Annotated in this window: 22 protein-coding genes and 1 other annotated feature; of the genes, 8 read left to right on the plus strand and 14 right to left on the minus strand. The window is 37.9% G+C overall.

All coding sequences use genetic code 11. The annotated features are described in order from the left end of the window. Positions 1–540, plus strand: a 540-nt coding sequence (locus tag AKK44_RS05020) for a site-specific integrase (protein ID WP_152911064.1), incomplete at its 5' end; no start/stop codon positions are given. A gap of 156 nt (positions 541–696) precedes the next feature. On the opposite strand, the gene rpsD is transcribed toward AKK44_RS05020, so the two are convergent. From rpsD to AKK44_RS05080, 12 genes are all read right to left on the minus strand, one after another. Continuing rightward, the gene (gene rpsD / locus AKK44_RS05025) at positions 697–1,308 is read right to left on the minus strand and encodes a 30S ribosomal protein S4 (protein WP_037596482.1); all 612 of its coding nucleotides are present in this window, start codon (positions 1,306–1,308) and stop codon (positions 697–699) included. Between the two features lie 232 nt (positions 1,309–1,540). Continuing rightward, entirely contained in the window at positions 1,541–1,813 is a 273-nt protein-coding gene (locus AKK44_RS05030) for a Veg family protein (protein WP_037596479.1), read from the minus strand. A 21-nt stretch (positions 1,814–1,834) separates the two neighbouring features. Further along, positions 1,835–3,196 carry a replicative DNA helicase gene (dnaB, locus tag AKK44_RS05035; RefSeq protein ID WP_054278784.1) on the minus strand — a complete coding sequence of 454 codons (1,362 nt, stop codon included), beginning with the start codon at positions 3,194–3,196 and terminating at the stop codon, positions 1,835–1,837. A 33-nt stretch (positions 3,197–3,229) separates the two neighbouring features. Next, positions 3,230–3,682 carry a 50S ribosomal protein L9 gene (gene rplI / locus AKK44_RS05040; protein ID WP_054278785.1) on the minus strand — a complete coding sequence of 151 codons (453 nt, stop codon included), beginning with the start codon at positions 3,680–3,682 and terminating at the stop codon, positions 3,230–3,232. Beyond that, complete coding sequence (locus AKK44_RS05045) at positions 3,679–5,655, minus strand: DHH family phosphoesterase (protein ID WP_037596475.1); 1,977 nt, start codon at positions 5,653–5,655, stop codon at positions 3,679–3,681. Before AKK44_RS05045 ends, rplI begins: the two co-directional genes overlap by 4 nt. Before the next feature lie 90 nt (positions 5,656–5,745). Further along, the gene (mnmG, locus tag AKK44_RS05050; protein WP_054278786.1) at positions 5,746–7,644 is read right to left on the minus strand and encodes a tRNA uridine-5-carboxymethylaminomethyl(34) synthesis enzyme MnmG; all 1,899 of its coding nucleotides are present in this window, start codon (positions 7,642–7,644) and stop codon (positions 5,746–5,748) included. 48 nt (positions 7,645–7,692) lie between these two features. Then, a complete protein-coding gene (locus AKK44_RS05055) occupies positions 7,693–8,148 on the minus strand; it encodes an NUDIX hydrolase (RefSeq protein ID WP_054278787.1) in 456 nt (151 codons plus the stop codon). A gap of 188 nt (positions 8,149–8,336) precedes the next feature. Further along, positions 8,337–9,458, minus strand: coding sequence for a tRNA 2-thiouridine(34) synthase MnmA (mnmA, locus tag AKK44_RS05060; RefSeq protein ID WP_054278788.1), 1,122 nt, complete (start codon positions 9,456–9,458; stop codon positions 8,337–8,339). A 294-nt stretch (positions 9,459–9,752) separates the two neighbouring features. Continuing rightward, a complete protein-coding gene (locus AKK44_RS05065) occupies positions 9,753–10,382 on the minus strand; it encodes a transglycosylase SLT domain-containing protein (RefSeq protein ID WP_054278789.1) in 630 nt (209 codons plus the stop codon). A gap of 210 nt (positions 10,383–10,592) precedes the next feature. Continuing rightward, complete coding sequence (locus AKK44_RS05070; protein WP_054278790.1) at positions 10,593–13,175, minus strand: YfhO family protein; 2,583 nt, start codon at positions 13,173–13,175, stop codon at positions 10,593–10,595. 80 nt (positions 13,176–13,255) lie between these two features. Then, a complete protein-coding gene (locus AKK44_RS05075) occupies positions 13,256–14,875 on the minus strand; it encodes an ATP-binding cassette domain-containing protein (RefSeq protein WP_054278791.1) in 1,620 nt (539 codons plus the stop codon). Positions 14,876–14,953: 78 nt separating this feature from the next. Then, positions 14,954–15,823, minus strand: a complete 870-nt coding sequence (locus AKK44_RS05080) for a YitT family protein (protein ID WP_037595876.1) — start codon at positions 15,821–15,823, stop codon at positions 14,954–14,956. A gap of 123 nt (positions 15,824–15,946) precedes the next feature. Beyond that, positions 15,947–16,181: a binding site (T-box leader), on the plus strand. A 56-nt stretch (positions 16,182–16,237) separates the two neighbouring features. Here AKK44_RS05080 and trpS point away from each other — a divergent pair. The 3 genes from trpS to AKK44_RS05095 all read left to right on the plus strand — a co-directional run bounded on the left by trpS (position 16,238) and on the right by AKK44_RS05095 (position 19,983). Further along, positions 16,238–17,260: a tryptophan--tRNA ligase gene (trpS, locus tag AKK44_RS05085; protein ID WP_054278792.1), complete on the plus strand. Its 1,023-nt coding sequence runs from the start codon at positions 16,238–16,240 to the stop codon at positions 17,258–17,260. Positions 17,261–17,442: 182 nt separating this feature from the next. Beyond that, positions 17,443–18,924 (plus strand): IMP dehydrogenase, encoded by a 1,482-nt coding sequence (gene guaB, locus AKK44_RS05090; RefSeq protein ID WP_037595872.1) that lies wholly within the window; start codon positions 17,443–17,445, stop codon positions 18,922–18,924. Positions 18,925–19,119: 195 nt separating this feature from the next. After that, entirely contained in the window at positions 19,120–19,983 is an 864-nt protein-coding gene (locus AKK44_RS05095) for a GRP family sugar transporter (RefSeq protein ID WP_037595870.1), read from the plus strand. Between the two features lie 65 nt (positions 19,984–20,048). Here AKK44_RS05095 and recF read toward each other — a convergent pair whose 3' ends face one another. Further along, positions 20,049–21,146 carry a DNA replication/repair protein RecF gene (gene recF / locus AKK44_RS05100; RefSeq protein ID WP_054278793.1) on the minus strand — a complete coding sequence of 366 codons (1,098 nt, stop codon included), beginning with the start codon at positions 21,144–21,146 and terminating at the stop codon, positions 20,049–20,051. Position 21,147: 1 nt separating this feature from the next. Continuing rightward, the gene (gene yaaA, locus AKK44_RS05105) at positions 21,148–21,531 is read right to left on the minus strand and encodes a S4 domain-containing protein YaaA (protein ID WP_054278794.1); all 384 of its coding nucleotides are present in this window, start codon (positions 21,529–21,531) and stop codon (positions 21,148–21,150) included. Between the two features lie 140 nt (positions 21,532–21,671). Here yaaA and yfmF point away from each other — a divergent pair, with 140 nt between their 5' ends. Genes yfmF through pgsA form a run of 4 tightly spaced genes read left to right on the plus strand, consistent with a single transcriptional unit; the run spans position 21,672 to position 25,797 of the window. Continuing rightward, on the plus strand, positions 21,672–22,916 hold the full coding sequence (gene yfmF, locus AKK44_RS05110) for an EF-P 5-aminopentanol modification-associated protein YfmF (RefSeq protein WP_054278795.1): 1,245 nt from the start codon (positions 21,672–21,674) through the stop codon (positions 22,914–22,916). Position 22,917: 1 nt separating this feature from the next. Then, positions 22,918–24,201, plus strand: coding sequence for an EF-P 5-aminopentanol modification-associated protein YfmH (yfmH, locus tag AKK44_RS05115; RefSeq protein ID WP_054278796.1), 1,284 nt, complete (start codon positions 22,918–22,920; stop codon positions 24,199–24,201). Positions 24,202–24,249: 48 nt separating this feature from the next. Further along, positions 24,250–25,242, plus strand: a complete 993-nt coding sequence (locus tag AKK44_RS05120; RefSeq protein WP_054278797.1) for a helix-turn-helix domain-containing protein — start codon at positions 24,250–24,252, stop codon at positions 25,240–25,242. A 12-nt stretch (positions 25,243–25,254) separates the two neighbouring features. Then, positions 25,255–25,797: a CDP-diacylglycerol--glycerol-3-phosphate 3-phosphatidyltransferase gene (gene pgsA / locus AKK44_RS05125; RefSeq protein WP_054278798.1), complete on the plus strand. Its 543-nt coding sequence runs from the start codon at positions 25,255–25,257 to the stop codon at positions 25,795–25,797.

Here is a 25,797-nt window from a genome sequence, read left to right on the forward strand (position 1 = left end):
TTAACTAGTACCACGAGTACATTATACAGGTTTTTACTTGCTACTGGTTGCCGTATCAATGAAGCGCTAGCCCTGTCCTGGTCAGATATTGACCTAGATAATGCTGTTGTTCATATCACAAAAACCCTAAACTATAAACAAGAAATCAATACTCCAAAATCAAAAGCTAGCCATAGAGATATTGATATTGATCAGGCGACTCTTTCTATGATTAAAAGCTATCAGCTTAGACAAATTCAAGAAGCTTGGAAACTAGGACATACTGAAATGGTTGTATTCTCAGACTTTATCCACGATTATCCTAGTAATAGAACTCTACAAACTCGATTAAAAACTCATTTTAAGAGAGCCAAAGTAACTAATATAGGCTTTCATGGTTTTCGTCATACCCATGCCACAATCATGTTATATGCTAGTATTTTACAGTATCGGCTAGGTCACTCTAATATCTCAATGACATTGAATACTTACGTCCATGCTACAAAAGAAGGCGCTAAAAAAGCTGTCTCCATATTTGAAGCAGCTATCAGCAATTTATAACTAACAAGGGTATCCCACTTTGAGGCTACCCTCTTACTATACAAAAATCAAACAAGGGATAACTAAAAGGGTAGTTAAACACAAAAAAGCACCTTGGAATAAAGCTCCAAAGTGCTTAATATCAAGGCTTTTAAGCCTCTCTTGTTCAATAAAATATTACAACATTTTGTTGTAGAATTCAACGACAAGTGCTTCGTTGATTTCTGGATTGATTTCATCACGTTCTGGAAGACGAGTTAATGAACCTTCAAGTTTTTCAGTATCAAATGAAACAAATGCTGGACGTCCAACGATTGCTTCAACTGCTTCTACGATTGCAGGAACTTTCATTGATTTTTCACGAACAGAAATAACTTGCCCAACTTCGACGCGGAATGATGGGATATCAACACGTTTACCGTCAACAAGAATGTGACCATGGTTAACGAATTGACGTGCTTGACGACGAGTGGTTGCAAGACCTAAGCGGTAAACAACATTATCAAGACGACGCTCCAAAAGAACCATAAAGTTGAAACCAAGAGTTCCTTCTTTGATTTTTGTAGCTTGTACGAACAAGTTACGGAATTGTTTTTCGCCTAAACCGTATGAAAAACGAAGTTTTTGTTTTTCAGCAAGTTGCAAACCATATTCTGAAAGTTTGCTACGGTTGTTAGGACCGTGTTGACCTGGAACGTAGTTACGACGTGCCAATTCTTTACCTGTGCCTGTAAGTGATAAACCTAGGCGGCGTGATTGTTTCCATGATGGACCAGTATAACGTGACATGTATTATGTCCTCCTCTAATAATATAATGAGGAAATAACTGTTTGAAAAATCCTGATTCGTGCAGGTGGTTTTCGCCTAAACAGCAAAGGTTACTCAATTTAGTTAACGACCTGTTGACGAGCTTCATATTTTTCTGCTATTATTTCGCACAAACTATATTATAACATAACTTTTTCGCAATGTAAATCATTTCTTGTCTAAATAAAAAGAAACTCCTAAGAGCTTCTTGCTTTAATCTAAATAACGAATCAATGTTTTTTCTGTTAAGATATCTGAATAAGTGTACGACTCAACGTAAGAATTGCTACTTGTCCCTGGAGCACTAGAATTCTCGTTATATTCGATAATAAATACAGAAGTGTAAACCTCAATTAAACGGCCAATCTTGTTTTTTTCACGCTTGCGGCCATTTTCTAGCGTCAATTCAACCAATTGACCTTCATGAGCCTTAATTTCCTCTTTAATTTTTTTCATTTTGGCAACATCTGCAAATGCATCACTCATATTATCTTGTTTCTCGCTTTCTTATTTTTCCTCAAATTGGGCTATTGTGGAGAATTTGTTATATTCCTTTTGGAACATTAATTTGACAGTCCCACGCGCTCCAGATCTGTTTTTTTCCAGTATGACCTCAATGGTATTGTCTTCAATTGTTTCTTCGGCATCGTCATTTTCTTTACGGTAGTAGTCCTCTCGATATAAGAAAGCAACTATATCAGCATCTTGCTCAATCGAACCTGACTCACGAATGTCAGACAACACAGGTCTTTTATCTTGCCTTTGCTCAACACCACGAGAAAGCTGACTCAACGCAATCACAGGAACTTTTAGCTCTTTTGCTAAAATTTTAAGCTGTCTAGAAATATCAGATACTTCTTGCTGACGATTTTCTGGTCTTGACCCTGTAATCAGCTGAAGATAATCAATGACAATAAGTCCTAAATCTCCGTCTACTTCTTGAGAAAGCTTGCGAGCTCTTGCCCTGATCTCAGTAATTTTGATCCCAGGAGTATCATCAATATAAATCGGTGCTTCTGCCAAAGCCCCCTGGGCAATTGTTACATTGCTCCAATCTTGATCGGTTAGTTGACCTGTCCGCAACCGATGGGAATCAACCATTCCTTCAGCTGCCAACATGCGATCAACCAAACTCTCAGCTCCCATTTCCAAAGAAAATATGGCGACAGGTTTCTTCTGCTTGGTCCCAACATTTTGAGCTATGTTAAGAACAAAAGCTGTTTTACCTACCGCTGGACGGGCAGCCAAGATAACAAGTTGATCAGGGTGTAAACCTGTTGTAATCTTGTCAAGATCACGAAAACCAGTCGGTAAACCTGTCACATCTGACGTCTGTTGAGAACGCATCTCTAGACTCTCGTAGTTAACTTTTAAAACATCAGAAATTTTTCGAAAACCACTGCGGTTACTATGTTCATTGATTTCAACCAGGGCCCTCTCAGCTCTGGCTATGATATCGCCTGGACTGGATGCTCCCTCATAAGAAAGGTTGACAGCATCTGTCAACCTAGCAATAATGTCTCGCAACATAGCCTTTTCAGAAACGATTTTAGCATAGTATTCGGCATTGGCACTTGTAGGCACACTATTAACCAATTCAACAATGTAAGACAATCCTCCAATATTCTGTAGATCGCCTTGGTCATCAAGAATGGTCCTTACAGTTGTTGCATCAATGGCATCATTTCGATCTGCAAGGGTAATCATTGCTTTAAAAATGATTTTATGAGAATACTTATAAAAATCGTCTGGGCTGATAAATTCTCGAACCATGATCAACTTATCAGGTGAAATAAAGATTGACCCCAATACAGACTGCTCTGCTAATAAGTCTTGTGGTTGGACTCGTAATTCAGGTAGTTCAGACAATCTTGCCTACCTCCAATTTTTCTATCATGACACTTAAGCTTCAGTGATGCTTAGCTTAATTTCTGCTGTGACTTCCTTATGCAATTTAACTGGAACTTCAATAAGCCCAATGGCGCGAATAGGATGATCTAAAATAATGTGACGTTTGTCAACTGTTACGCCAAATTGTTTCTGCAATTCTTCGGAGATTTTTTTTGTGGTTATAGAGCCAAAAGTACGACCGTCTGGACCAACTTTTTCTTTGAACTGCACACGTGTTTTGTCGTCATCCAAAACTTTCTTAACAGCTTTTGCTTCTGCCAAAATTTCTGCTTGAGCTTTTGCTTCTGCTTTTTGTTTGGCTTTCAGTTCACCAATCGTTTGATTGGTCGCTTCTTTTGCTAGATTTTTCTTAATTAAAAAGTTTTGTGCATATCCAGTTGGGACTTCTTTAATTTCCCCTTTTTTACCTTTTCCTTTAACATCAGCTAAAAATATAACTTTCATGACTCTACCTCTCCTGTTTCTTTCATTGTATTTCGAATCGTTTCGATCAATAGTTGTTTGGCCTCATCAAAATCGATATCTTGCATTTGACAGGCAGCTAAATTAAAGTGGCCACCGCCTCCAAGTTTTTCCATAATGCGTTGCACATTAATTTTACTACGACTTCTTGCAGAAATAGCAATTTTGTTTTTGCTGGTCTCAACAATAACAAAGCTAGCTTCGATTTCAGCCATAGATAAAATCGTATCTGCTGCTTTACTTGCAATAACATTGCTGTATTGATTTCCTTTAACACCATCAGCTACTATTATGGTGTCGCCAAGTCGCTCGCCCCTCAGGATAATCTCGTTAACCTGCTTGTAATCATCAAAATCGGTAGCAGAGATGTTTTGAATCTCAACACTATCACTTCCTCGACTACGTAGATAACTAGCAACATCAAAGGTTCGACTTGTTACCCTTGTCGAGAAATTCTTCGTGTCTAACATAATCCCTGCCATTAAGACACTTGCTTGAATTTTATTTAAGCGCTTTTTAGCGTTTTGAAATTGAATCAACTCTGTGACTAATTCTGCTGCACTGCTTGCTCCGCTTTCAATAAAAGTCAAAATTGCATTGTCAGGGAAATCGTCATCTCGCCTATGGTGGTCAACGATAATCACATCATTAAACAATTCGTAGAAATCTTTTGACAAGGTCAACGAAACCTTAGAATGATCAACCATAACCAAAAGAGATCTTGACGTCACTAAGCCCATTGCTTGAGAGACGCTGATTAATCTGGTGTTCCCATCTGCTTGAAGACGCTCAATTGCTCTTTCAATGTCAGGACTCATGTCTGCAGGATTATAAACAGCAAAGCTGTTTTCTATAATATTGCTTGAAAAAAACTGCATCCCGACAGCAGACCCTAAGGCATCCATATCCAGTTTTCGATGACCAACAATAAAGACATTGTCAACCATTTTAATACGATCTGATATGGCTGTCATCATCGCTCGTGTCCGCGTTCTAGAGCGTTTAACCGTAGATACAGACCCACCACCAAAGTAAACTGGCGTGGTGTGGTCATTGTTTTCACGAATAACAATCTGATCTCCGCCTCGTACTAAAGCGATATTGAGATTTTCTAAGGCGACTTGTCCAATTTGCGCATGGCTACTATCTCCAAAGGAAATTCCCATACTTAATGTCAGTGGACGCTGTGCGTCTTGAGCTTCCTTGCGAAAATCGTCTAGAATAGAAAATTTATCATCCATTAACTCTTTTAAAACGTGATAGTCTGTAAAAAAGTAAAAACGATCCATATTGACACGGCGGTAAAAAATCTGCTTTGAATCCATAAACTTAGCAATAAAGTTAGCCACAAAGCTGTTGATTTTCGAAGTGTCGGCATCAGATAAATTATCTGTGATATCGTCATAGTTATCGACAGAAACTATCCCGACAACTGGGCGTAACGAGCTAGCATCCGCAGCCTCCCTATTTCCGACAAAACTGTCAAAAAAGTAAAATATCCCTGACGAATCGTCGATATAAGATGTGTATTTATTGCCCAATATTTCAAAGGTTTGCGAAATATCTCCCTGACGTTTTTCATTAAGAATTTTTTCAATGAGTTGATTTTGTAACAAACCATCTTCATTGGTAAATATTAACTCTGCGTAAGGGTTGTACCACTCAATAGCGGTTGTTTTTTGATCAAACTGAATAACTCCAACAGGCATCTTGTCTAAAAGCGTTTTTAAATTATTTTCTGTCTGTTCGTTTAACAATTCAATGTGATCTAAATCTGATAACTCATAAACTTGTTTTTGATACCAAAGCAGGGCAAGTACAAACAATAATACTAGAAAAATAGCTAACAATATTAGCTTTTTTGATTGCATCATGCTAACACAAAGTGCTAGCAAGCCAAATAAAATCAATTCCATCATAATTAAATGAATGGTTTCAAAACGAAATCTTTTCATCCTCTAACCTCTTAAGTGTTTATTATACCATAAAACAGCCCTGAAATACAGAGCTGTCAATGGCTTTGAGATTACAATTTGATGACTAAACTAAGCCTTACGGCGGGCTTTTCCGTTTCCTTCTAGATAAACCATCAAGATACTGATATCTGCTGGATTTACCCCTGAAATACGGCTAGCTTGCCCAAGCGTTTCTGGATTAATTTTCTTGAATTTCTGCCGTGCTTCTGTCGCGATAGAATCAATAGCATCCCAGTCAATATTACTAGGGATACGTTTTTCTTCCATTCGCTTCATTTTAGCGACTTGGTCAAGGGCTTTTTTGATGTAGCCTTCGTATTTTATTTCAGTTTCCAATAATTCGATGACTCTTGTATCCAAGTCCTCTGCTGCTGGTCCAACAAACGAAACCGCTGTGGCATAGGTAATTCCTGGACGTCTCATAAATTCCTTGGCTGTCATCGCATCCGTCAATGGTTTAAATCCCAACTCTTCAACACGTTCATTGGTTTCCTTGATTGGTTTTAATTTAATGCTGTCCAAACGCTTTAACTCGTTGTCAAATTGATGTTTTTTGATTTCAAACGCCTGCCAACGCTCATCATCTACCAGACCAATTTCGCGGCCAATTGGTGTTAAACGCACATCTGCATTATCATGTCGCAAAATTAATCGGTATTCTGCTCGTGACGTCAACAACCGATAAGGTTCTAAGGTGCCTTTTGTTACTAAGTCATCAATCATCACACCAATATAGGCATCGCTACGCTTAAGAATTAGCTCAGGTTTTCCTTGAACTTTCAAAGCAGCATTAATCCCAGCAACAAGTCCTTGCCCAGCTGCTTCTTCATAACCTGATGTTCCATTGGTTTGTCCTGCAGTGAATAGCCCTGAGATCAGTTTTGTCTCCAGAGTTGCTCGTAACTGATGCGGCAACACAATATCGTATTCAATAGCATAGCCAGTACGCATCATTTCTGCCTGCTCCAGTCCCTTAATAGAACGAACCAATTCTGTTTGGACATCCTCAGGGAGACTAGTTGATAACCCTTGGACATAAACCTCCTCGGTATCACGTCCCTCTGGCTCTAAGAATAATTGGTGACGCTCTTTGTCAGCAAAACGCACAATTTTATCTTCGATAGATGGACAATAACGCGGACCAACTCCTTTAACCACACCTGAAAACATAGGAGCTCGGTGAAGGTTATTATTGATAATGTCATGACTGTTGTGATTAGTATATGTTAACCAACAAGGTATTTGATCTTTGAGGTAATCTTTGTCTTGCGACATAAAGGAGAAGTGATTTGGTGTTTGGTCTCCTGGCTGGATTTCTGTAGCATCATAATTGATAGAAGAAGCTTTCACGCGTGGCGGGGTGCCTGTTTTAAACCGCCCAATTTCAAGGCCTCGCTTTTTCAAATTATCTGCCAATGTTATGGAAGCTAAACTGTTGTTTGGGCCTGATGAATATTTGAGTTCTCCCAAAATAATCTCTCCTCGGAGGGCTGTTCCCGTTGTTACGATAACAGTTTTAGCACCATATTTTTGTCCTGTAGACGTCAGCACACCGATAACTTTACCATCCTCTACCAAGATGTCGTCAATCATGGTTTGACGAAGGGTAAGATTTTCTTGCTTTTCGACCGTGTGTTTCATTTCTCTTGAATAGAGATTTTTATCAGCCTGTGCTCTAAGTGCTCTAACCGCAGGGCCTTTGCCTGTGTTTAGCATTTTCATTTGAATATAGGTCTTATCAATATTTTTACCCATTTCACCACCCAAGGCATCAATCTCACGAACGACAATCCCTTTGGCAGAACCTCCAATTGAAGGATTACAAGGCATAAATGCAAGCATGTCTAAATTGATAGTCGCAAGTAAAGTCTTGCACCCCATTCGACTAGCTGCCAAGCTAGCCTCAACACCTGCATGCCCTGCACCAATAACGATAACTTCGTAATTTTCTGTAAATGTGTGTGTCATTTTGCATTCCTTTTATCTTTTTTATGTTCTGTAAAACAACTTCTGCTATCAGGATTTATTGTAGACATGTTCTATTTTTCCTGACCAGGTTGGTAAGCAATCTTTTAAAAATTCAGGAACTAGATTAATGCTGTGCAAACAATCAATATCAATCCACTCACAGTTCAATTGCCTAGTGTTTTCAGTCATTATTAAATCAGGCTCCTCAAGAGGTTTAACCAAATAATGAAATTCAATCAGATGCCAATAAACACCTTCTTTTAAAAAGTGATTTTCCGCAATAAAGGCCAGTTTTTGAACGTCAGCCTGAATTCTTAATTCTTCTAATGTTTCACGTAAAACAGCATCTTCTGTTTTTTCTCCTACTAAAACTGCTCCTCCAATAGGATAATAGTTGTTGTTTTGATCTTTTGCTAAGAGTAATTTGTGGTGACGGACAATCAATGCTGTCGCCCGAACACCAAATGTGGCTTTTTCTGTAAACGTTCTGAAATCTTGATCCATCAGTACCCTTTTCCTATTATTTTAAAAGGCAAAAATAGCCAAAACCCTAGAAATTGCAGGCCAAAAAACCTGCAATCCTGTGAGCTTTGACCATCATCGTAATTGCTACATTTATTTTATCACGTGCTGTTCATTTGTCAATATGACATTGTCAATTTTGTAAACGATGTTGACAATCGTGTAAATGACTAGATATATTGGCAAGGTTGTCCATCCCTATAAGCCATATCAATCATACCGCCACCTAGACACTCGTCTCCGTCATAAAAGACAACAGCTTGACCTGGTGTAATCGCTCGTTGAGGCTCTGCAAAGAAAACCTGCGCTTTATCACCTTTAACATGAACCGTCACCTTGCTATCTGGTTGACGGTAGCGAAATTTAGCGGTGCATTCCAAGGTGAATTCTTCTGGCCTATCATGTGTAAAGTGGATGACAGAAGCGTCAAGGTGAGTTGACATTAAGGAGTCGTGGTAAAAACCTTGACCAACATACAAAATATTTTGAGATAAGTCTTTTCCAACAACAAACCAAGGTTGATTATCCCCACCATGTTGACCACCAATACCTAAGCCGCCACGTTGACCGATAGTGTAGTACATTAACCCTGCGTGCTCTCCCATGTCGCGACCGTCAACTGTCATCATACGACCTTTTTGAGCTGGCAAATATTGCCCTAGAAATGTTTTGAAGTTTTTCTCTCCAATAAAACAAATACCAGTAGAATCTTTCTTTTTAGCTGTTGTAAGGCCTGCTTGCTCTGCAATTTTTCGAACTTCAGGTTTTTGCAAGTGACCTAAAGGAAATAATGTTTTTTGAAGTTGTTCTTGTGATAGTTGGCTAAGAAAATAAGTTTGATCTTTGCCGTTGTCAACACCGCGTAGCATATGAACCACACCATTCTCATCACGCTGTACTTGAGCGTAGTGACCAGTTGCTACATAGTCTGCTCCTAAGGTCATGGCATAATCAAGAAACGCCTTAAATTTAATTTCTTTGTTACACATGACGTCAGGGTTTGGCGTGCGTCCTGCTCGATACTCTGCCAAGAAATATTCGAAAACCCTATCCCAATATTCCTTTTCAAAGTTGACGGAGTAGTAAGGTATCCCAATCTGATCTGCTACGGCTGCCACGTCCTTATAGTCCTCTGTCGCCGTACAAACACCAAATTCATCAGTATCATCCCAGTTTTTCATAAAAACTCCAATGACATCATATCCCTGCTCTTTTAATAACAGGGCTGTTACTGAAGAATCGACACCACCACTCATTCCAACAACAACACGTGTTTTTGAGTTATCAGTCATAATAAATTCTCCCATCTTTTCGTTTAACGTACGATTTGAAGGTCGTCGTTTTCAAAAGTCGATTTGAAGGTCGATTTTGAAGCATCCTTAGACGCATAGACTATTATAACAGTATTGCTCTGTATTTCCAATAATATCTTTCAGAACTAAAATGACAATAGGGTTAATTTTTAACGTCACAAAAGCTACATGCTCTGACAGAAAAAGGCACCGCCTGCTACGTATCCAAAAAAGAATAGTAGTAAACAATGCCTAAATCAGTATTTTTCGTTCATTTTTATTAAGTAAAAGTGCCTAGTAACCCCAAGCTGATAAGCCTTGTGATCTGTAAGCATTCAGTGCTGCGTTAACTTGATCTTGGACAGTTGCTGTAGAGCCCCATCCTGGCATCGTTTGAAACAAACCTGATGCTCCTGACGCATTTTGTGCTGCTGGGTTACCATTTGATTCGCGAGCGATAATAGCTTCCCAAGTTGATTGAGGGACACCTGTACTGGCTGCCATCTGCGCTGCAGCTTCACTGCCAACAGCACCTGCTGTATTGCCATTAGAAAGAACGACACCTGTATGATATGCTACAGCCGTTGGTGTGGCAACTTGTCGCGTAGCGACCGCTGTTTCTTGAGCCACAGGTGTTGGTGCTGGAGCTTCAACTGGTGGTGTTGTCTCAGCTTCTACCGGTTTTTCTGATACCGCTGGCTCTTCTTGTTTTTCAACAGGAGCGACCGTTTTTGGTTTTTTTTCTTTTTTGGCTTCTTTTTTAACAGATTTTACTTTTACGTTTTTGGTTTGTGAATTGTCTGCGTAGGAGTCTGTTACAACACCTTGACCTGACCAAACAAAAAGAACTGCAATTATAGCAGTAGCTAATGCTAACATCCCAAAATTAAAATATCGTTGTTTCATATTTTCTTTTTTAAACATTAAATATATAACCTCACTTTTCTCTGTTACCAATCATAACGTTTAATTGTTACTCACCTATTGAAAATATATTAAAAATATTACAGAAATATTGATATTATGAGACCCATGCTATCATATCGCATGATTATAAATAAAAAAGACGTGAATCCGTCCTTTCTAGAAGATCGTTTCAAGTCTTTTCTTAATGATAACATTAGTGTAGAAACATCATTCCTTTACTTTGATTGCCTGAGATAAACGTTTTTGCAGTATGCTGAACAAAATAATTCCAATAACTGAAACAATTAAACCCTGTTTAAAGCCATGCGGCACAAAGGTTAGTACCATTTTGCCTTTTCCTTTTGGGACATCAACTTTAACAAATCCGCCTTGAGCTTTACCCACCACGACCTTTTTACCATTTAACTTAGCCGTCCACCCTCTATCATATGGAATGGTAAAAATCATTGAGCTTTTCGAAGGTGCTGTGAGCTCACTCATTAATTTATTTTTATGACTAGTCACAGTGACTTTGTTTTTTGACAGGATGCGAATAGCAGATCGGTAATAATCTATTGACAGGCTGTAAAAATGAGGGGTGTCAAATGTGATGTGATGATTGTTTGGAAACATTAGCGTCACATCAACCGCCTCTCCTTGTTTAAAATAACCCAAATCAAAAAATGAAAAGACATTATCCGTTGTGTAGTGAGAAATCCGATTTCCGACACGAATAGACAGTTCTTTTGCATTATGATGAGAAAAGACAATGTTGGGAATGCTAACATACAATTGCTTATTGTCAGGAACGTTAACCCTGTAAGTAACCTTAACCATCGGAGGTGTTTCCGTAGAGTGAGCAGATACCCGATTTTGGAATGACTGCTTCTCGGAAATGAGATTGGCTGACTCGTTTTGAAAATAAGAGTAGTTTTTACCCGTTAATCGATTTAATAAATTGGTTTGATTGTCAAGCGTGTTTACAGATATATTGACATCTTTGTAAACACCCTCAGTAAGAACAGCTACAGGTAAGCTATAGCTGTTTTGGTAGACCTTTATTTGCTTTGAAGAATGTACCTTTTTAAACCCAAACTTATTAATGTCATCTTCACTTAAGTTATATCGTATCCCTAGTAAGCTATCCATAATTAGTGTATTGTTCTGATAACGAAGATTTAAATTCGTCCCACTTGAATAATAACCAAGTCTATCTAACAATCCACTTGATAGCCTGTTGCGTACTGATGAAAATTGTGACACCCCATTATAACCATATTTCATACTGTCGTTGCCAGTCTGCGGATGCATTCTCTCTGTCCTTATAAATTCATTTCCTTGAGTTGACAACCATTTGACAGATTTGTCAATATCTGTCAACTTTTCTTGATAACTCCTACGTGATGGAAATCCCCATTCTTGATGAATACCTGCAACTTGGTAATAACTATTAATTCCAATTTCTAGTGTTGTCAAAAACACTGTAAATCCAATTAACCATAGCAGAGATTGGTTTGTTTCATGATGGATGAGTAATAACGTGCCATAGGCAAGTAAAAATAATACCGTCAATAACAGAAAAGTTGGTTTTAAGAATGAATAGTTTTCAAAAACTAAATAAGGCAAGGATAAGAATACAGTTAAACAGGCTGTCACCTTTATTATAATTTTTTTCGTAAAATCTTTTTGCCGTGATAAGGCCTCACAAGCTAGAATAACAATAAGAGTCGAAAAACTCCATGCATACCGATGCAAAAACATATTTGGCTCATGCATGCCTTGCCAAAATAAATCTAGTGGTTTTAAATAGAAGCTAGCAATAATAATCGCTAAAAACATGCCATAGGCTACCCTTAATCTGACGCTAACTGTTTTTAGGTTAAAAAAGATTACTGCTAACATCAGGGGCAAAAGGCCCACATAAATCATTGCAAGGGCATTAAACTTTGTGGTGTCGTAAACTCCTATCGATAATTTGGCAAAAATATCCAAATAACCTGCCTGATTTGTCAATAATTGATTAACAGAACTCAACTTTTCACCATAAGAGGACAAATCAAAATAAACTGGTAGCAAAACAAAGGCACTAGTGAGGGTCGCTGCTATGGATACGGCTATAAAACGTGCAAAGATTGCTAAGCGCTGTCTCCAGGTCTCTAAAGCAACTAGATTAACGAGGCATAAGCCTAAAAGGAATAATGCTACCATATACCCAAAATAATAATTTTGCACGAACAAAACACTTAATGTCAGGTAATAAAGCCTTATCTTCTTTTGAGTTATCAGACGATGCAACCCTAGCAAGATGACAGGCAATAGTATAAAAACATCTAGCCAGCTATTGAGCTCCATTTGGCTTGTTAAAAAACTCATCAGAGCATAGGAAATTGATAGCGACAATATCAAATAAGGTTTTATACTAGGGTAAATACGATGAAAAGAACAATAAGCTGATAAGCCAATAAAGCCAAATTTTAATAGGGTAAACAGATAAATGGCATCAGGCATTGTCTGCACATCAAAAAAATAAACAAAAGGAGATAGAAAACTTCCGAGGTAGTAGGGAATCAATACAAAAAAATCGAGTCCTAAACCACTTGTAAAGGTGTAAAAAAGACTATCTGACCCATGCATGATTTGTCGCAAGGTTTGGGCAAAAATCACGTATTGATGAAATGCATCACTGGCTAAGATAGTTTTTTCACCATTAAACGAAATACCAAATTGTAGCAAGACAATGAACATTATGATAACAGGAATGAAAAAACTACTAATTTCATATCTCTTATTCCAACCATTCATGTTTTTCATAGCAACATCTCTTTCTCTAAAGGACTACAAAAGAGGGCTTTGAAGAAATTCTTCTTAGCCCTCCATCTTTATTTAAACTGTTATTTCCAAAGTTGAGCAACTTTAGCCTGAACTTCAGCGTTTTCAAGAAACTCATCATAAGTCTCGTCAATACGGTCAATCACACCATTTTTAGAAATCACAACAATATGATTAGCAATGGTTTGAATAAACTCATGGTCATGACTGGCAAAAATAACTGACTCTTTAAAGTCTTTGATACCATCGTTCAAACTTGAAATAGATTCCAAGTCTAAGTGATTCGTTGGATCGTCTAAAATTAAGACGTTTGATTTCAACAGCATTAGCTTAGATAGCATCACTCGAACTTTTTCGCCACCTGATAAAACATTGACAGATTTTTTGACATCATCTCCTGAAAATAACATCCGTCCCAAAAAACCACGTAAGAAAGTATCGTCGTCTTCACCTTTAGATGCAAACTGACGGAGCCATTCTAAAATAGGTTCATCGGTTGCAAAATCACGCGAATTATCTTTTGGAAGATAAGAACGGCTAGTTGTAACGCCCCACTTGATGGTTCCTTCATACTCAATATCATCAGCTAGAGCACGTATCAAAGCTGTTGTTTGAATGTCGTTTTGACCGATGATAGCAGTCTTGTCACCTGGACGTAAAATAAAACTAATGTTATCTAGAATCTTTTCACCATCAATGGTTACCGATAAATTCTCAACAGATAGCAAGTCATTTCCCATTTCACGCTCAGCTTTAAAGTTGATGAATGGGTACTTACGGCTAGAAGGTACAATTTCCTCTAGTTCAATTTTTTCAAGCATCTTTTTACGTGATGTTGCTTGTTTTGATTTAGAGGCATTGGCAGAAAAGCGCGCCACAAACTCTTGCAATTCTTTAATTTTTTCTTCTGCTTTGGCATTACGATCTGATTGGAGACGTGCTGCTAATTCAGATGATTGTTTCCAGAAATCATAGTTCCCAACAAAAAGCTTGATTTTTCCAAAGTCCAAATCAGCCATATGGGTACACACTTTATTCAAAAAGTGACGGTCATGAGAGACAACAATGACTGTGTTTTCAAAATCAATCAAGAAATCTTCTAGCCATGAAATAGATTGAATATCAAGACCATTGGTTGGCTCATCAAGTAAGAGAACATCTGGCTTACCAAACAAAGCCTTAGCCAAAAGAACTTTAACCTTGTCCCCGTTCGCTAACTCGCTCATTGACTGATAGTGTAATTCCTCAGGAATATTTAAGTTTTGTAGCAATTGAGAAGCTTCACTTTCTGCTTCCCAGCCACCAAGTTCGGCAAATGTTCCCTCTAACTCAGCTGCACGAACACCATCTTCTTCGGAAAAATCTTCCTTCATATAAATAGCATCTTTTTCTTTCATGATGTTGTAAAGTTGTTCATTTCCCATGATAACAACATCAATGGCGCTTTCTTTATCATAATCATAGTGATTTTGACGTAAAACAGACAATCGTTCATCTGGTCCTAAAGAAATGTGACCTGTTGAAGGTTCGATATCTCCTGCTAGGATTTTTAAAAAGGTAGATTTTCCAGCTCCGTTGGCACCAATTAAGCCATACGTGTTACCAGCTGTAAATTTAATATTAACTTCATCAAAAAGTTTGCGGTCGCTAAAACGTAGCGATACATCAGAAACTGTTAGCAATTTTTCACCTCATCTTATTTCTCTAACCTTCATTGTAACTAAAACTATCCCTTTTTTCAATTAGAAAGGGAAATAGTATTACATTGGCAAGAGAATATCTTCGTCCTCGCCTTTATATTGTTTTGTAATGCTAAATCCGCGACCGATAACTTCTGCAGCGGGCATCACCACAACAAAAGCTGTGTCATCAATTTCTAAAATCTTTTCTTGCAAAGCAGGCAGCTCGTGGCTAGAGACCACAACCATTAGCATAACCTTGTCTGAAGTGGTGTAGCCACCTTTTATAGGGACTTTTGTCACTCCACGCTGAGTAACGGTGGTCACATAGTCTTTTATAGCCTGGTATTCTCTTGAAATAATCATGACATTCTTTGAAGAATCAAAGCCATTTTCCATAATGCTAATCACGTATCCAATAACCAATAGCGCAATGGTTGAGTACATAACATCATCAGGTGACAAGGCCATTAATCCTGTCAAAACACTAATGCCATCAACAATTGTCATGGCAACTCCCAATGATAAAGGAGAATACTTGTGAAGAATTTGGGTCAAAATACCAGTTCCCCCTGTTGAAGAATTCCCCCAAAATACCAAACCTAAGCCAATGCCACAAATAATCCCACCAAAAATAGCTGCTAATAATTGGTTGTGCGTCAGCGTAGGAAATTGATTGGTTAAGCGAATGGCTATCGGATAAATCCAAGAACCATAAATGGTTTTGACAAGGTTTTGCTTGCCCAAAAAAAAGTAACACAACAACAATAAGGGAATATTACTCAGCATTAAAAAAAGTGATGGACTGATCCCAAATAGGGCTTTTGCCACTACCGAAATTCCTACCATACCACCTGATGCTATGTTATTGTCTACAAACATTGTGTTAAACCCAATAGCTGTAATAAAAGAGCCAATGGTTACAAGAAGGATATCCTTCACTTTTTTCATACGTTTTTCCTCCTATTATTAATATTGAAAATAGTAGCCTCATTATCTCGCAAAAAGGTTATCAGCGTCAAGCTTTATTTTGTCAAAATATGGAGGAACTTGACAAAAATAGCAAATTTTAATAGAATAACCCTAAACTAGATGAGTAGTCTTTGACTTGTTTTCCAGAGAGCTAGCGGTTGGTGAAAGCTAGTAGCAAAAAAGATGAAATGGACTGGTGGTTTATGATGAAAGGAACACATAACTTTCAGGTTGGCACCCCTTACCGTGCAGCTTCTTATTTTTGAGAAGTTTGAGATAATACCTCTAAACGGTATTAATTGAGGTGGTACCGCGTATCTATGATGACGTCCTCACGCAATGTTTTTGCGTGAGTTTTTTTATTGTAATAATCCAATCGAAAAGGAGACTAAAATGACCAAACCAATCATTCTAACAGGAGACAGGCCTACGGGGAAATTGCATCTCGGTCACTATGTCGGGAGCTTGAAAAAACGAGTTATTCTACAAAACGAAAACCAACACAATCTTTTTGTCTTTTTAGCAGACCAACAAGCCCTAACTGATCATGCCAAAGAATCTGAAATCATTCGCGAATCTATTGGTAATGTAGCTTTAGACTATCTTTCTGTGGGACTAGACCCTCGTAAATCGACACTCTTTATCCAAAGTCAAATCCCAGAATTAGCTGAATTGACCATGTATTACATGAACCTAGTCTCTTTGGCCCGCTTAGAACGAAACCCAACCGTCAAAACGGAAATCTCACAAAAAGGTTTTGGAGAAAGCATTCCCGCAGGATTTTTGGTTTATCCTATCTCGCAGGCTGCAGATATTACTGCTTTCAAGGCTAATCTGATCCCTGTTGGAAACGACCAAAAACCAATGATTGAGCAAACACGAGAAATTGTGCGTAGTTTTAATCACACCTACCAAACAGACTGCTTGATTGAGCCTGAAGGGCTTTACCCAGAAAACGAAAAAGCTGGGCGCCTACCTGGTTTAGACGGTAATGCTAAAATGTCTAAGTCTCTTGGAAACGGCATCTATTTGTCAGACGATGCTGACACCGTCCGTAAAAAAGTGATGAGTATGTATACCGACCCTAATCATATTCGCATTGAAGATCCTGGGCAAATCGAAGGAAACATGGTATTTCATTACTTGGATATTTTTGGTCAAGAACAAGATCAAGCTGAAATAGAAGCGATGAAAGAACAATACCAAAAAGGTGGCCTAGGAGATGTTAAAACCAAGCGTTACCTCCTAGATATCCTAGAAAGAGAGCTGGAACCTATCCGAAAACGTCGATTAGAATATGCCAAGGATATGGGAGAGGTTTTCCGCATGTTGGAAAAGGGAAGCCAAACAGCACGCGCTGTTGCTGCTCAAACACTAGACGAAGTAAAAGCTGCTATGGGAATCAATTATTTTTAATCCTAACACCAAGTGATATCACTTGGTGTTTTTTTGCTAACCTAAGTAGGTAAAAATCAATACTAAGACTGATAAAAATAATAAAATCATTTTATTGACAAATGATTTTAGCGTGATATGATAGTAACAATAAAAATAGACTGGGAAATTATCCCCTAAAAAGAAGAAAAGAGGATTTGTTAATGTCAAATTGGGACACTAAATTTTTAAAAAAAGGATATACCTTTGACGATGTCTTGCTGATTCCAGCAGAAAGTCATGTTCTTCCAAACGAAGTTAATTTGAAAACAAAACTGGCAAAAAATTTGACATTGAATATTCCAATCATTACGGCAGCAATGGATACTGTCACTGATAGTAAAATGGCTATCAGCATTGCTCGTTCTGGTGGTTTGGGTGTTATTCATAAAAACATGTCCATTAAAGAGCAAGCTGAAGAAGTACGCAAAGTAAAACGCTCTGAAAATGGTGTTATCATCGATCCTTTCTTTTTAACTCCTGATCATAAAGTAGCTGAAGCTGAAGAGTTGATGCAACGCTACCGCATCAGTGGTGTTCCAATTGTTGAAACATTAGCTAACCGTAAACTGGTTGGTATCATCACCAATAGAGACATGCGTTTCATCTCAAACTATGATGCAAGCATCTCAGAGCACATGACCAGTGAAAAATTGATTACAGCTGAGGTTGGAACTGACCTTGAAACAGCTGAGCGTATCTTGCACGAGCACCGTATCGAAAAATTACCGTTAGTTGATGACAATGGTCGTCTATCTGGTCTTATCACAATTAAAGACATCGAAAAAGTTATCGAATTTCCACATGCTGCTAAAGATGAGTTTGGACGCTTGCTTGTTGCTGCTGCTGTTGGGGTAACCTCTGATACTTTTGAACGTGCAGAAGCTTTATTCGAAGCTGGTGCAGATGCTATTGTCATTGACACTGCTCACGGTCACTCAGCAGGGGTTCTCAGAAAAATTTCTGAAATCCGTGCTCATTTCCCTGACAAGACACTTATTGCAGGTAATATTGCTACCGCAGAAGGCGCTCGTGCCCTTTATGACGCAGGTGTCGATGTGGTCAAGGTTGGTATTGGACCAGGATCAATCTGTACAACACGTGTCGTAGCTGGAGTTGGTGTTCCTCAAGTGACTGCTATCTATGATGCAGCTGCTGTCGCTCGTGAATATGGAAAAACCATTATCGCTGATGGCGGTATCAAATATTCAGGTGATATTGTTAAAGCATTGGCTGCCGGTGGTAATGCTGTTATGTTAGGCTCAATGTTTGCTGGTACTGACGAGGCTCCTGGAGAAACTGAAATCTATCAAGGTCGAAAATTCAAGACCTATCGTGGTATGGGGTCAATCGCAGCTATGAAAAAAGGGTCAAGCGACCGTTACTTCCAAGGTGCTGTCAATGAAGCCAACAAATTGGTTCCTGAAGGTATTGAAGGCCGTGTTGCCTACAAAGGCGCTGCTTCAGACATCGTCTTTCAAATGCTTGGCGGTATTCGCTCAGGTATGGGATATGTTGGGGCAGGTACCATCAAAGAATTGCACGATAAGGCACAATTTGTGGAAATGTCAGGAGCAGGACTTATTGAAAGTCACCCTCATGACGTTCAAATTACAAATGAAGCGCCTAACTACTCTGTTCATTAATCATTTTAATTATTACGATAAACAAAAACTAAGAAAAATGAACTATGCCTTGGAGCTAGTTCATTTTTTCATTAGTCCTTATATTTTTAGTTTATCTTATTGTTTTTTTGTATTAAATAAGCTATAATGAGTTTTCATGTGAAAGCACTTTTATATAGATTAATAATATCAACTTAGAATAAAGGAGAGATCATTTTGGAAGGTATTTTATATGCACTAGTCCCTATGTTTGCATGGGGCAGTATCGGCTTTGTTAGTAATAAAATTGGAGGAAAACCCTCTCAACAAACCTTTGGGATGACCTTGGGAGCCTTGGTTTTTGCTCTTGCTGTATGGTTAGTTGTTCGTCCTGACATGTCAGCAAGTCTCTGGATTTTCGGAATTCTGGGAGGAATCTTGTGGTCAATCGGTCAGACGGGACAGTTTCACGCCATGCAATATATGGGAGTATCTGTAGCAAACCCTCTATCAAGTGGCTCACAATTGGTTTTGGGCAGTTTAATTGGGGTCTTGGTTTTCCATGAATGGACAAAACCTGTTCAATTTGTCATTGGGACACTAGCTATCTTACTGCTTATTGTCGGATTTTATTTTTCAAGCAAACAAGATAGTTCTGAGGAACGCAACAATCACTTGCCACATTTTTCAAAAGGTTTTGTATCATTAACGTATTCAACTATTGGATATGTCATGTATGCTGTGCTTTTTAATAACATCATGAAGTTTGATGTTTTATCTGTTATCTTACCGATGGCGGTAGGGATGGTGCTTGGAGCTACTATGTTCATGTCTTTCAAAGTGTCGTTTGACCAATACGTGATTAAAAACATCAGCGTTGGGTTGCTTTGGGGAATTGGAAATATCTTTATGCTTCTAGCAGCAGCAAAAGCAGGATTAGCTATTGCCTTTAGTTTCTCACAATTAGGTGCTATCATTTCTATCATTGGAGGCATCTTGTTCTTAGGTGAGACTAAGACAAAAAAAGAAATGCGTTGGGTCATTATCGGAATCAGTTGCTTTGTTGTTGGTGCTGTCTTATTAGGAATCGTCAAATCATAATTAGCAACCTCATACTTAATCAAAAAGAAGTCCATACATGGACTTCTTTTTTTAATCTATTAACACTACTGGTCTGAGGTGATGCTTCCATTATCAACCTTAAAAATAGTAATCGTATCCGGGAGCTGAGACAGATGCTCTACACTAGTTGTGGTAATAAATGTCTGAACTTGCTCTTTGATTACTGTTTCTAGCAACTTGGTTTGCCGTGTATTATCCAACTCACTCATGACATCATCCAGTAATAAAATAGGATTGTCTCCTGTTAAGGTTTTCATGAGGCTAACCTCTGCCATTTTCAAGGATAAAATTAAGCTTCGGTGCTGACCTTGGCTAGCAAAATCAGCATTCATCCCATTGATACAAAACAACAAATCATCTCGATGTGGTCCAACACTTGTATTTTTTCTTAGAAAATCTTTTTGCTGATTGTTTTCAAGCTGTTTCATAAAACAATCATAAATAGTTGAATCGTTATCAACTAAAACAGATGACTGATAGATGACAGACAGCGTCTCAAGCCCGTTAGAGATGGCTTGATGATGTTTGTTAGCTTCTGTTTCCAATGACTTGATAAAATCTATTCGGTGTTGCATTACTCGACTACCGTAATGAGCTAGCTGTTCGTCTAGAACAGACAAAAAAGCACGGTCTATGTGCTGAGAGCTTTTTAAATAAGCATTGCGCTGCTTCAAAACATGATTGTATTGGGACAAATCAGATAGATACACGGGTTTTATCTGGCCAAGATCAATATCAATAAATTTTCGCCTCAAGCTAGGGGCACCTTTGACCAACTGTAAATCTTCTGGTGCAAATAAAACAACCATCATCGATCCAACGTAATCTGATAATCTAGCTTGCTTAAGTCCATTTATCTTGGTTACCCGTCCCTGGGGCGATAGCGATATGCTTAATTGAAGCGTCCCACTACGTCTATTGGCAGTTCCAGATATTGAAAAAGACTTTTCATTGAAGTGAATCAACTCCTTGTCAGATTTTGTCCGATGACTCTTTGTCAACGATAACACGTAAATAGCTTCTAAAAAATTGGTTTTGCCTTGTGCATTATTGCCAACAAAAACATTTAAACCTGGTGAAAATGTCGCAGAAATTTGCGTATAATTGCGGTAGTGGTTTAAATCTAGGGTTTTAAGCCACATATCATATCCCCGGGAAACGAATTGGTTTTTTGCTGTTAGCATGACCCTTTGCTACATTTGGTTTAGATGTGTTTTTTTGCTGTTTTGTTTTTTGATTCATCTGTTTAACCAGCGCAGCGACACGCTCTTTTTCCGCAAGCTCTATCGCATAGGCCTCTTTTTCTTCTAAACAAGGTTCCACAATCTTAATTTCAAGTTGCTGAGACGGTATGCTGACCACATCGTCAATTCTTATTTTCTTTCCCCGACGTTTTTCATCTTCGCCGTTGAATAGTACTGTGGTATTGGCTAAAAAATTCTTAATAGCCCCCCCACTTTGGATAATGCCTAATTCTTTTAACAAGGCTTGTAATGTAATAAATTCTGTAAACAATTTATATTCCATAATTAATCTCCCGTTTGTCATTCAAATCATTATAGCATAAAATGCAATCAAAGATAATGCTGAGCTAAAGTTATCATTAAACTAACTTCGATAAAAATGGTATAATCGTAAAGACTATACTATATCATTAAGGAAGTAATATGGAAATTATTCAGGGAGTTCAGCTTCATCTGATAAAAACAAAAAAATTCAAAACCAATCAAATCACTCTTCGTTTTTCTGGTGACTTGACTCGAAAAACAGTCGCAAAACGTGTCTTAGTAGCTCAAATGTTAGCAACTGCAAATGAAGCTTATCCCACAGCCAAACAATTTAGAGAAAAATTAGCCCAATTATATGGTGCTAGCCTGTCAACTAATGTGTCAACTAAAGGGTTGGTCCATATCGTTGATATTGACATCACTTTTATCCAAGATCAGTACGCCTTTCAAGGCGAAAAAGTCCTAGATGAGGTCATTCAGTTTCTCAAAGAAATGCTTTTTTCTCCTTTACTGTCTGTTGCACAATACCAACCAAAAGTATTTGATTTGGAAAAAACAAATTTGATTAACTATGTTGAATCTGATAAAGAAGATTCCTTTTATTACAGTGCTCTTCAAACAAAAAAACAATTTTATCAGCATGAAGACCTACAGATTTCAAAATATGGAAGTCCTGAATTAATTGGTCGAGAAACCGCCTATACCAGCTATCAAGAATTCCATAAAATGCTCAATGAAGATCGCATTGACATTTTTGTTCTGGGAGATTTTGATGACTACCGTATCGTCCAATTACTGCACCAGTTTCCTTTTGAAAAGCGTGAAAAATCATTAACCTTTTTCTACACGCAAATGGCAACTAATATTATTAAAGAAAGCATGGAGCAAAAGGCCATCAATCAATCCATTTTGGAGTTGGCTTATCATTTTCCAATAACTTTCGGCGAAAAAGACTACTATTCCCTGGTACTTTTGAATGGTTTGCTTGGTTCTTTTTCACACTCCTTATTATTTACAACCATTCGTGAAAAAGAAGGACTCGCTTATAATATTGGCTGTCGCTTTGATGTTTACACCGGATTATTTGAAATCTACGCTGGCATAGATGGACAACACAGGACAAAAACCTTACAACTAATTACAAAGGAGCTGACCGCAATCAAATTAGGTCGCTTTTCAAGCAATCTCATCACAAAAACAAAGCGAATGTTGCAGCATAATGCCTTGCTTTCCGAAGACTTTTGTAAATCTCTCATTGACATAGAATACATGAAAACTTACATTGATCCCTCTTATTCTTTAGAAAAATGGATTGACGAGATTGACAAGATTAGTAAGTCAGACATTATGAAAGTCGCTCATTTACTAAAACTTCAGACGGTATATTTCTTGGAAGGGAACTAACATGACGACATTAACTAAGTTAGACTATCCTACTATTAACGAAGACTTTTTTTACAGCAAATTGACAAACGGTTTACAAGTTTACCTCATAAAGAAAAAAGGATATCTCGAAAAAACAGCTATGTTGACGGTGAATTTTGGTTCTCTTGACACACATTTTACAGTCAACAAAAAAGCCATTTCTTCTCCTAGTGGGATTGCTCATTTTTTAGAACATAAACTGTTTGAAGATGACAACGGCGAAGATATCGCATTGCAATTCACAGAGCTAGGGGCAGAAACCAACGCCTTTACAACTTTTGAAAAAACCAGCTATTTCTTTTCGACAACTGGTCACTTGGAAAAAAACCTTGAGTTGCTACAAGACTTTGTCTTGTCCTGTGACTTTACAGATAGCTCTGTTAATCGTGAAAAAGATATCATTGCGCAAGAAATTGACATGTACCAAGATGACCCTGACTACCGAGCTTACAGTGGTATACTGCAAAATTTATTCCCAAATACTAGCCTAGCTCAGGATATTGCAGGTACTAAAGAGTCAATCCAGGACATCACAGCAGATGTGTTGAAAGACAATCATGCTTATTTTTATCACCCTTCTAATATGAGTTTGTTGATTGTGGGTGATATTGACGTCAATCAAACTGTCAATACAATTACAGCATATCAAAATCAGAAAAGTCAAAAAGACACGGCAGCTGTAACTGTCGCTCCCCTCGTATACCACCCTGTCATCAAGTCTCAATCTATTGATATGGATATTACGACGGCAAAACTAGTTGTTGGCTTTCGCAGCAAACTTGATCAATCTCACTATTCTCTTCAAGTCGCTCGAATTGCATTAAGACTTTTGTTATCGATGCTTTTTGGATGGACATCTCAAACTTATCAAGAGTGGTACGAAGCGGGTAAAATAGATGATTCCTTCGATTTAGAAATTGAAATTCAACAAGATTTCCAATTTGTCTTAATCTCCCTAGATACTAATGAACCCATTGCTATGTCAGATAAAATCAGAAAAACCATGAAACAGTTTGCTCAATCGTCAGATCTCACTACTGAACACCTCAATCTGCTCAAACGAGAAATGTATGGCGATTTTATCCAAAGCCTTGATTCTATCGAACAGCTGACGAGCCAATTCAATCTGTATCTATCAGATAAGGAAACTTATTTTGACATTCCAAGCATTATTGAAAAACTCACATTAAAAGACCTCTTTGATATTGCAAATGCATTTTTTAAAGAGGCAGAGGTATCAGATTTTACGGTCTTTCCCAAATAACTTAAAATCTGATATAATAGTTCTATTATAATATTTTGAGGTACCTGTATGAGAGAAACAAGTCTCGGTAATTTACTAAGAGAAACACGTGTCGGCAAACATATTACACTAGATGATATTGAATCCAACACTGGTATTTCTTCCCACTATCTACTAGCCATGGAGCTAGACCAATTTAAAATCATCCCAGAAGAAAAATTTTATACCTTTTTAAAACAATACGCAGATATTGTTGATTTGGATTTTGATAGCCTAAGTAGACTCTATCAACTACAAATTAGCTCAAAAAAACAAAATCAAGAACCATCTGTAACACAAATCGTTGAGGAAAAACTCAGCAAAAAAAGAACTCAAGACAAACAATTTACAGGAGTGACCAAAGCAGAAACTTTAGTCATTCCTGTAAAAACTGTCGGCGTTAATTCTACTAAACCAACCAAAACGATTCCTCCTGTTAGTCGTTTTAAAGCTGAAGAAAAGCTCCTTCGAAAGGACTCTGAAATCTCAAGATTGAGCCGATATGGAAACAATGAGAAAAATAAAAAATCCGCTCTTCCAGTGACCTTATTAAGCTTGATTTCCCTAGCTATTGTAGGCATTATCTTTTTTGCTGTTTGGCGACAATTTGAAAACACTCATGCGGCTAAACCAACTGAGATGTCTTTTTTAGAAACCAATAAAGAAGAAAACAAAGCAACTTCTGAATCTACTGGTCCTAAAACTCAAATTCAAACTGAAGGGGCTGAAAACTATCTAACGGCTACCATTACGAAATCAAAAGAAACAGTTGACATCACGGTAGCACTAACAGATGCTCAAAGCAGCTGGATTTCTATCACAAACACAGAAATTGGCGAAGGAGGCATCACCTTATCAAAGGAAGTGCCTTCTTATTCAACAACACTTCCAGCTGACGTTACGGAATCATTGTTAACTTTGGGAGTGACAAAAGGAGTTTCAATAACCATTGACGGTCAGCCCTTAGATTTATCAGCGATTACAAGTACTGATTTAAGCTATATTACACTGAAAATACAATAGTCAGGTGACAACATGATAAAAAAAGAAAACATTCCTAACTTGCTAACGCTTGGTCGTATAGCTTTAATTCCCTTGTTTTTACTCATCACGTCTTTATCAACCACTACATTTTGGCACACTATTGCAGCCGTTATCTTTGCAGTTGCCAGTTTTACAGATTACCTTGATGGCTACCTTGCTCGTAAATGGCATGTGGTAACTAATTTTGGGAAATTTGCCGATCCTTTAGCTGATAAAATCCTTGTCATGAGTGCTTTTATTATGTTGGTTGGCTTAGACTTAGCACCTGCTTGGGTGGCAGCAATTATTATTTGTCGCGAACTCGCCGTTACAGGCTTGCGCTTGTTACTTGTCGAAAACGGTGGAACCGTCTTATCTGCAGCCATGCCTGGAAAAATTAAAACAGCCACACAAATGATTGCAATTATATGCCTACTTTGTCATTGGACTCTTATAGGCACTATTTTTCTTTACGTGGCCTTAGGTTTTACTGTTTACTCAGGCTATGATTATTTCAAAGGAGCTGCTTTTCTTTTTAAGGATACCTTTAAATAA

The sequence above is a fragment of the Streptococcus phocae genome (assembly GCF_001302265.1).
Taxonomy (GTDB): domain Bacteria; phylum Bacillota; class Bacilli; order Lactobacillales; family Streptococcaceae; genus Streptococcus; species Streptococcus phocae.

Excerpts from the sequence above, each read along its gene's own strand:
- yfmF (WP_054278795.1), top strand. The coding sequence starts at position 21,672 with ATGGAAATTATTCAGGGAGTTCAGCTTCATCTGATAAAAACAAAAAAA.
- AKK44_RS05070 (WP_054278790.1), bottom strand. The coding sequence starts at position 13,175 with ATGAAAAACATGAATGGTTGGAATAAGAGATATGAAATTAGTAGTTTT.
- trpS (WP_054278792.1), top strand. The coding sequence starts at position 16,238 with ATGACCAAACCAATCATTCTAACAGGAGACAGGCCTACGGGGAAATTG.
- AKK44_RS05030 (WP_037596479.1), bottom strand. The coding sequence starts at position 1,813 with ATGAGTGATGCATTTGCAGATGTTGCCAAAATGAAAAAAATTAAAGAG.
- mnmA (WP_054278788.1), bottom strand. The coding sequence starts at position 9,458 with ATGACTGATAACTCAAAAACACGTGTTGTTGTTGGAATGAGTGGTGGT.
- recF (WP_054278793.1), bottom strand. The coding sequence starts at position 21,146 with ATGTGGCTTAAAACCCTAGATTTAAACCACTACCGCAATTATACGCAA.
- AKK44_RS05120 (WP_054278797.1), top strand. The coding sequence starts at position 24,250 with ATGAGAGAAACAAGTCTCGGTAATTTACTAAGAGAAACACGTGTCGGC.
- AKK44_RS05065 (WP_054278789.1), bottom strand. The coding sequence starts at position 10,382 with ATGTTTAAAAAAGAAAATATGAAACAACGATATTTTAATTTTGGGATG.
- yfmH (WP_054278796.1), top strand. The coding sequence starts at position 22,918 with ATGACGACATTAACTAAGTTAGACTATCCTACTATTAACGAAGACTTT.
- AKK44_RS05045 (WP_037596475.1), bottom strand. The coding sequence starts at position 5,655 with ATGAAAAGATTTCGTTTTGAAACCATTCATTTAATTATGATGGAATTG.
- AKK44_RS05055 (WP_054278787.1), bottom strand. The coding sequence starts at position 8,148 with ATGGATCAAGATTTCAGAACGTTTACAGAAAAAGCCACATTTGGTGTT.
- AKK44_RS05080 (WP_037595876.1), bottom strand. The coding sequence starts at position 15,823 with ATGAAAAAAGTGAAGGATATCCTTCTTGTAACCATTGGCTCTTTTATT.
- mnmG (WP_054278786.1), bottom strand. The coding sequence starts at position 7,644 with ATGACACACACATTTACAGAAAATTACGAAGTTATCGTTATTGGTGCA.
- rplI (WP_054278785.1), bottom strand. The coding sequence starts at position 3,682 with ATGAAAGTTATATTTTTAGCTGATGTTAAAGGAAAAGGTAAAAAAGGG.
- rpsD (WP_037596482.1), bottom strand. The coding sequence starts at position 1,308 with ATGTCACGTTATACTGGTCCATCATGGAAACAATCACGCCGCCTAGGT.
- guaB (WP_037595872.1), top strand. The coding sequence starts at position 17,443 with ATGTCAAATTGGGACACTAAATTTTTAAAAAAAGGATATACCTTTGAC.
- pgsA (WP_054278798.1), top strand. The coding sequence starts at position 25,255 with ATGATAAAAAAAGAAAACATTCCTAACTTGCTAACGCTTGGTCGTATA.
- yaaA (WP_054278794.1), bottom strand. The coding sequence starts at position 21,531 with ATGGAATATAAATTGTTTACAGAATTTATTACATTACAAGCCTTGTTA.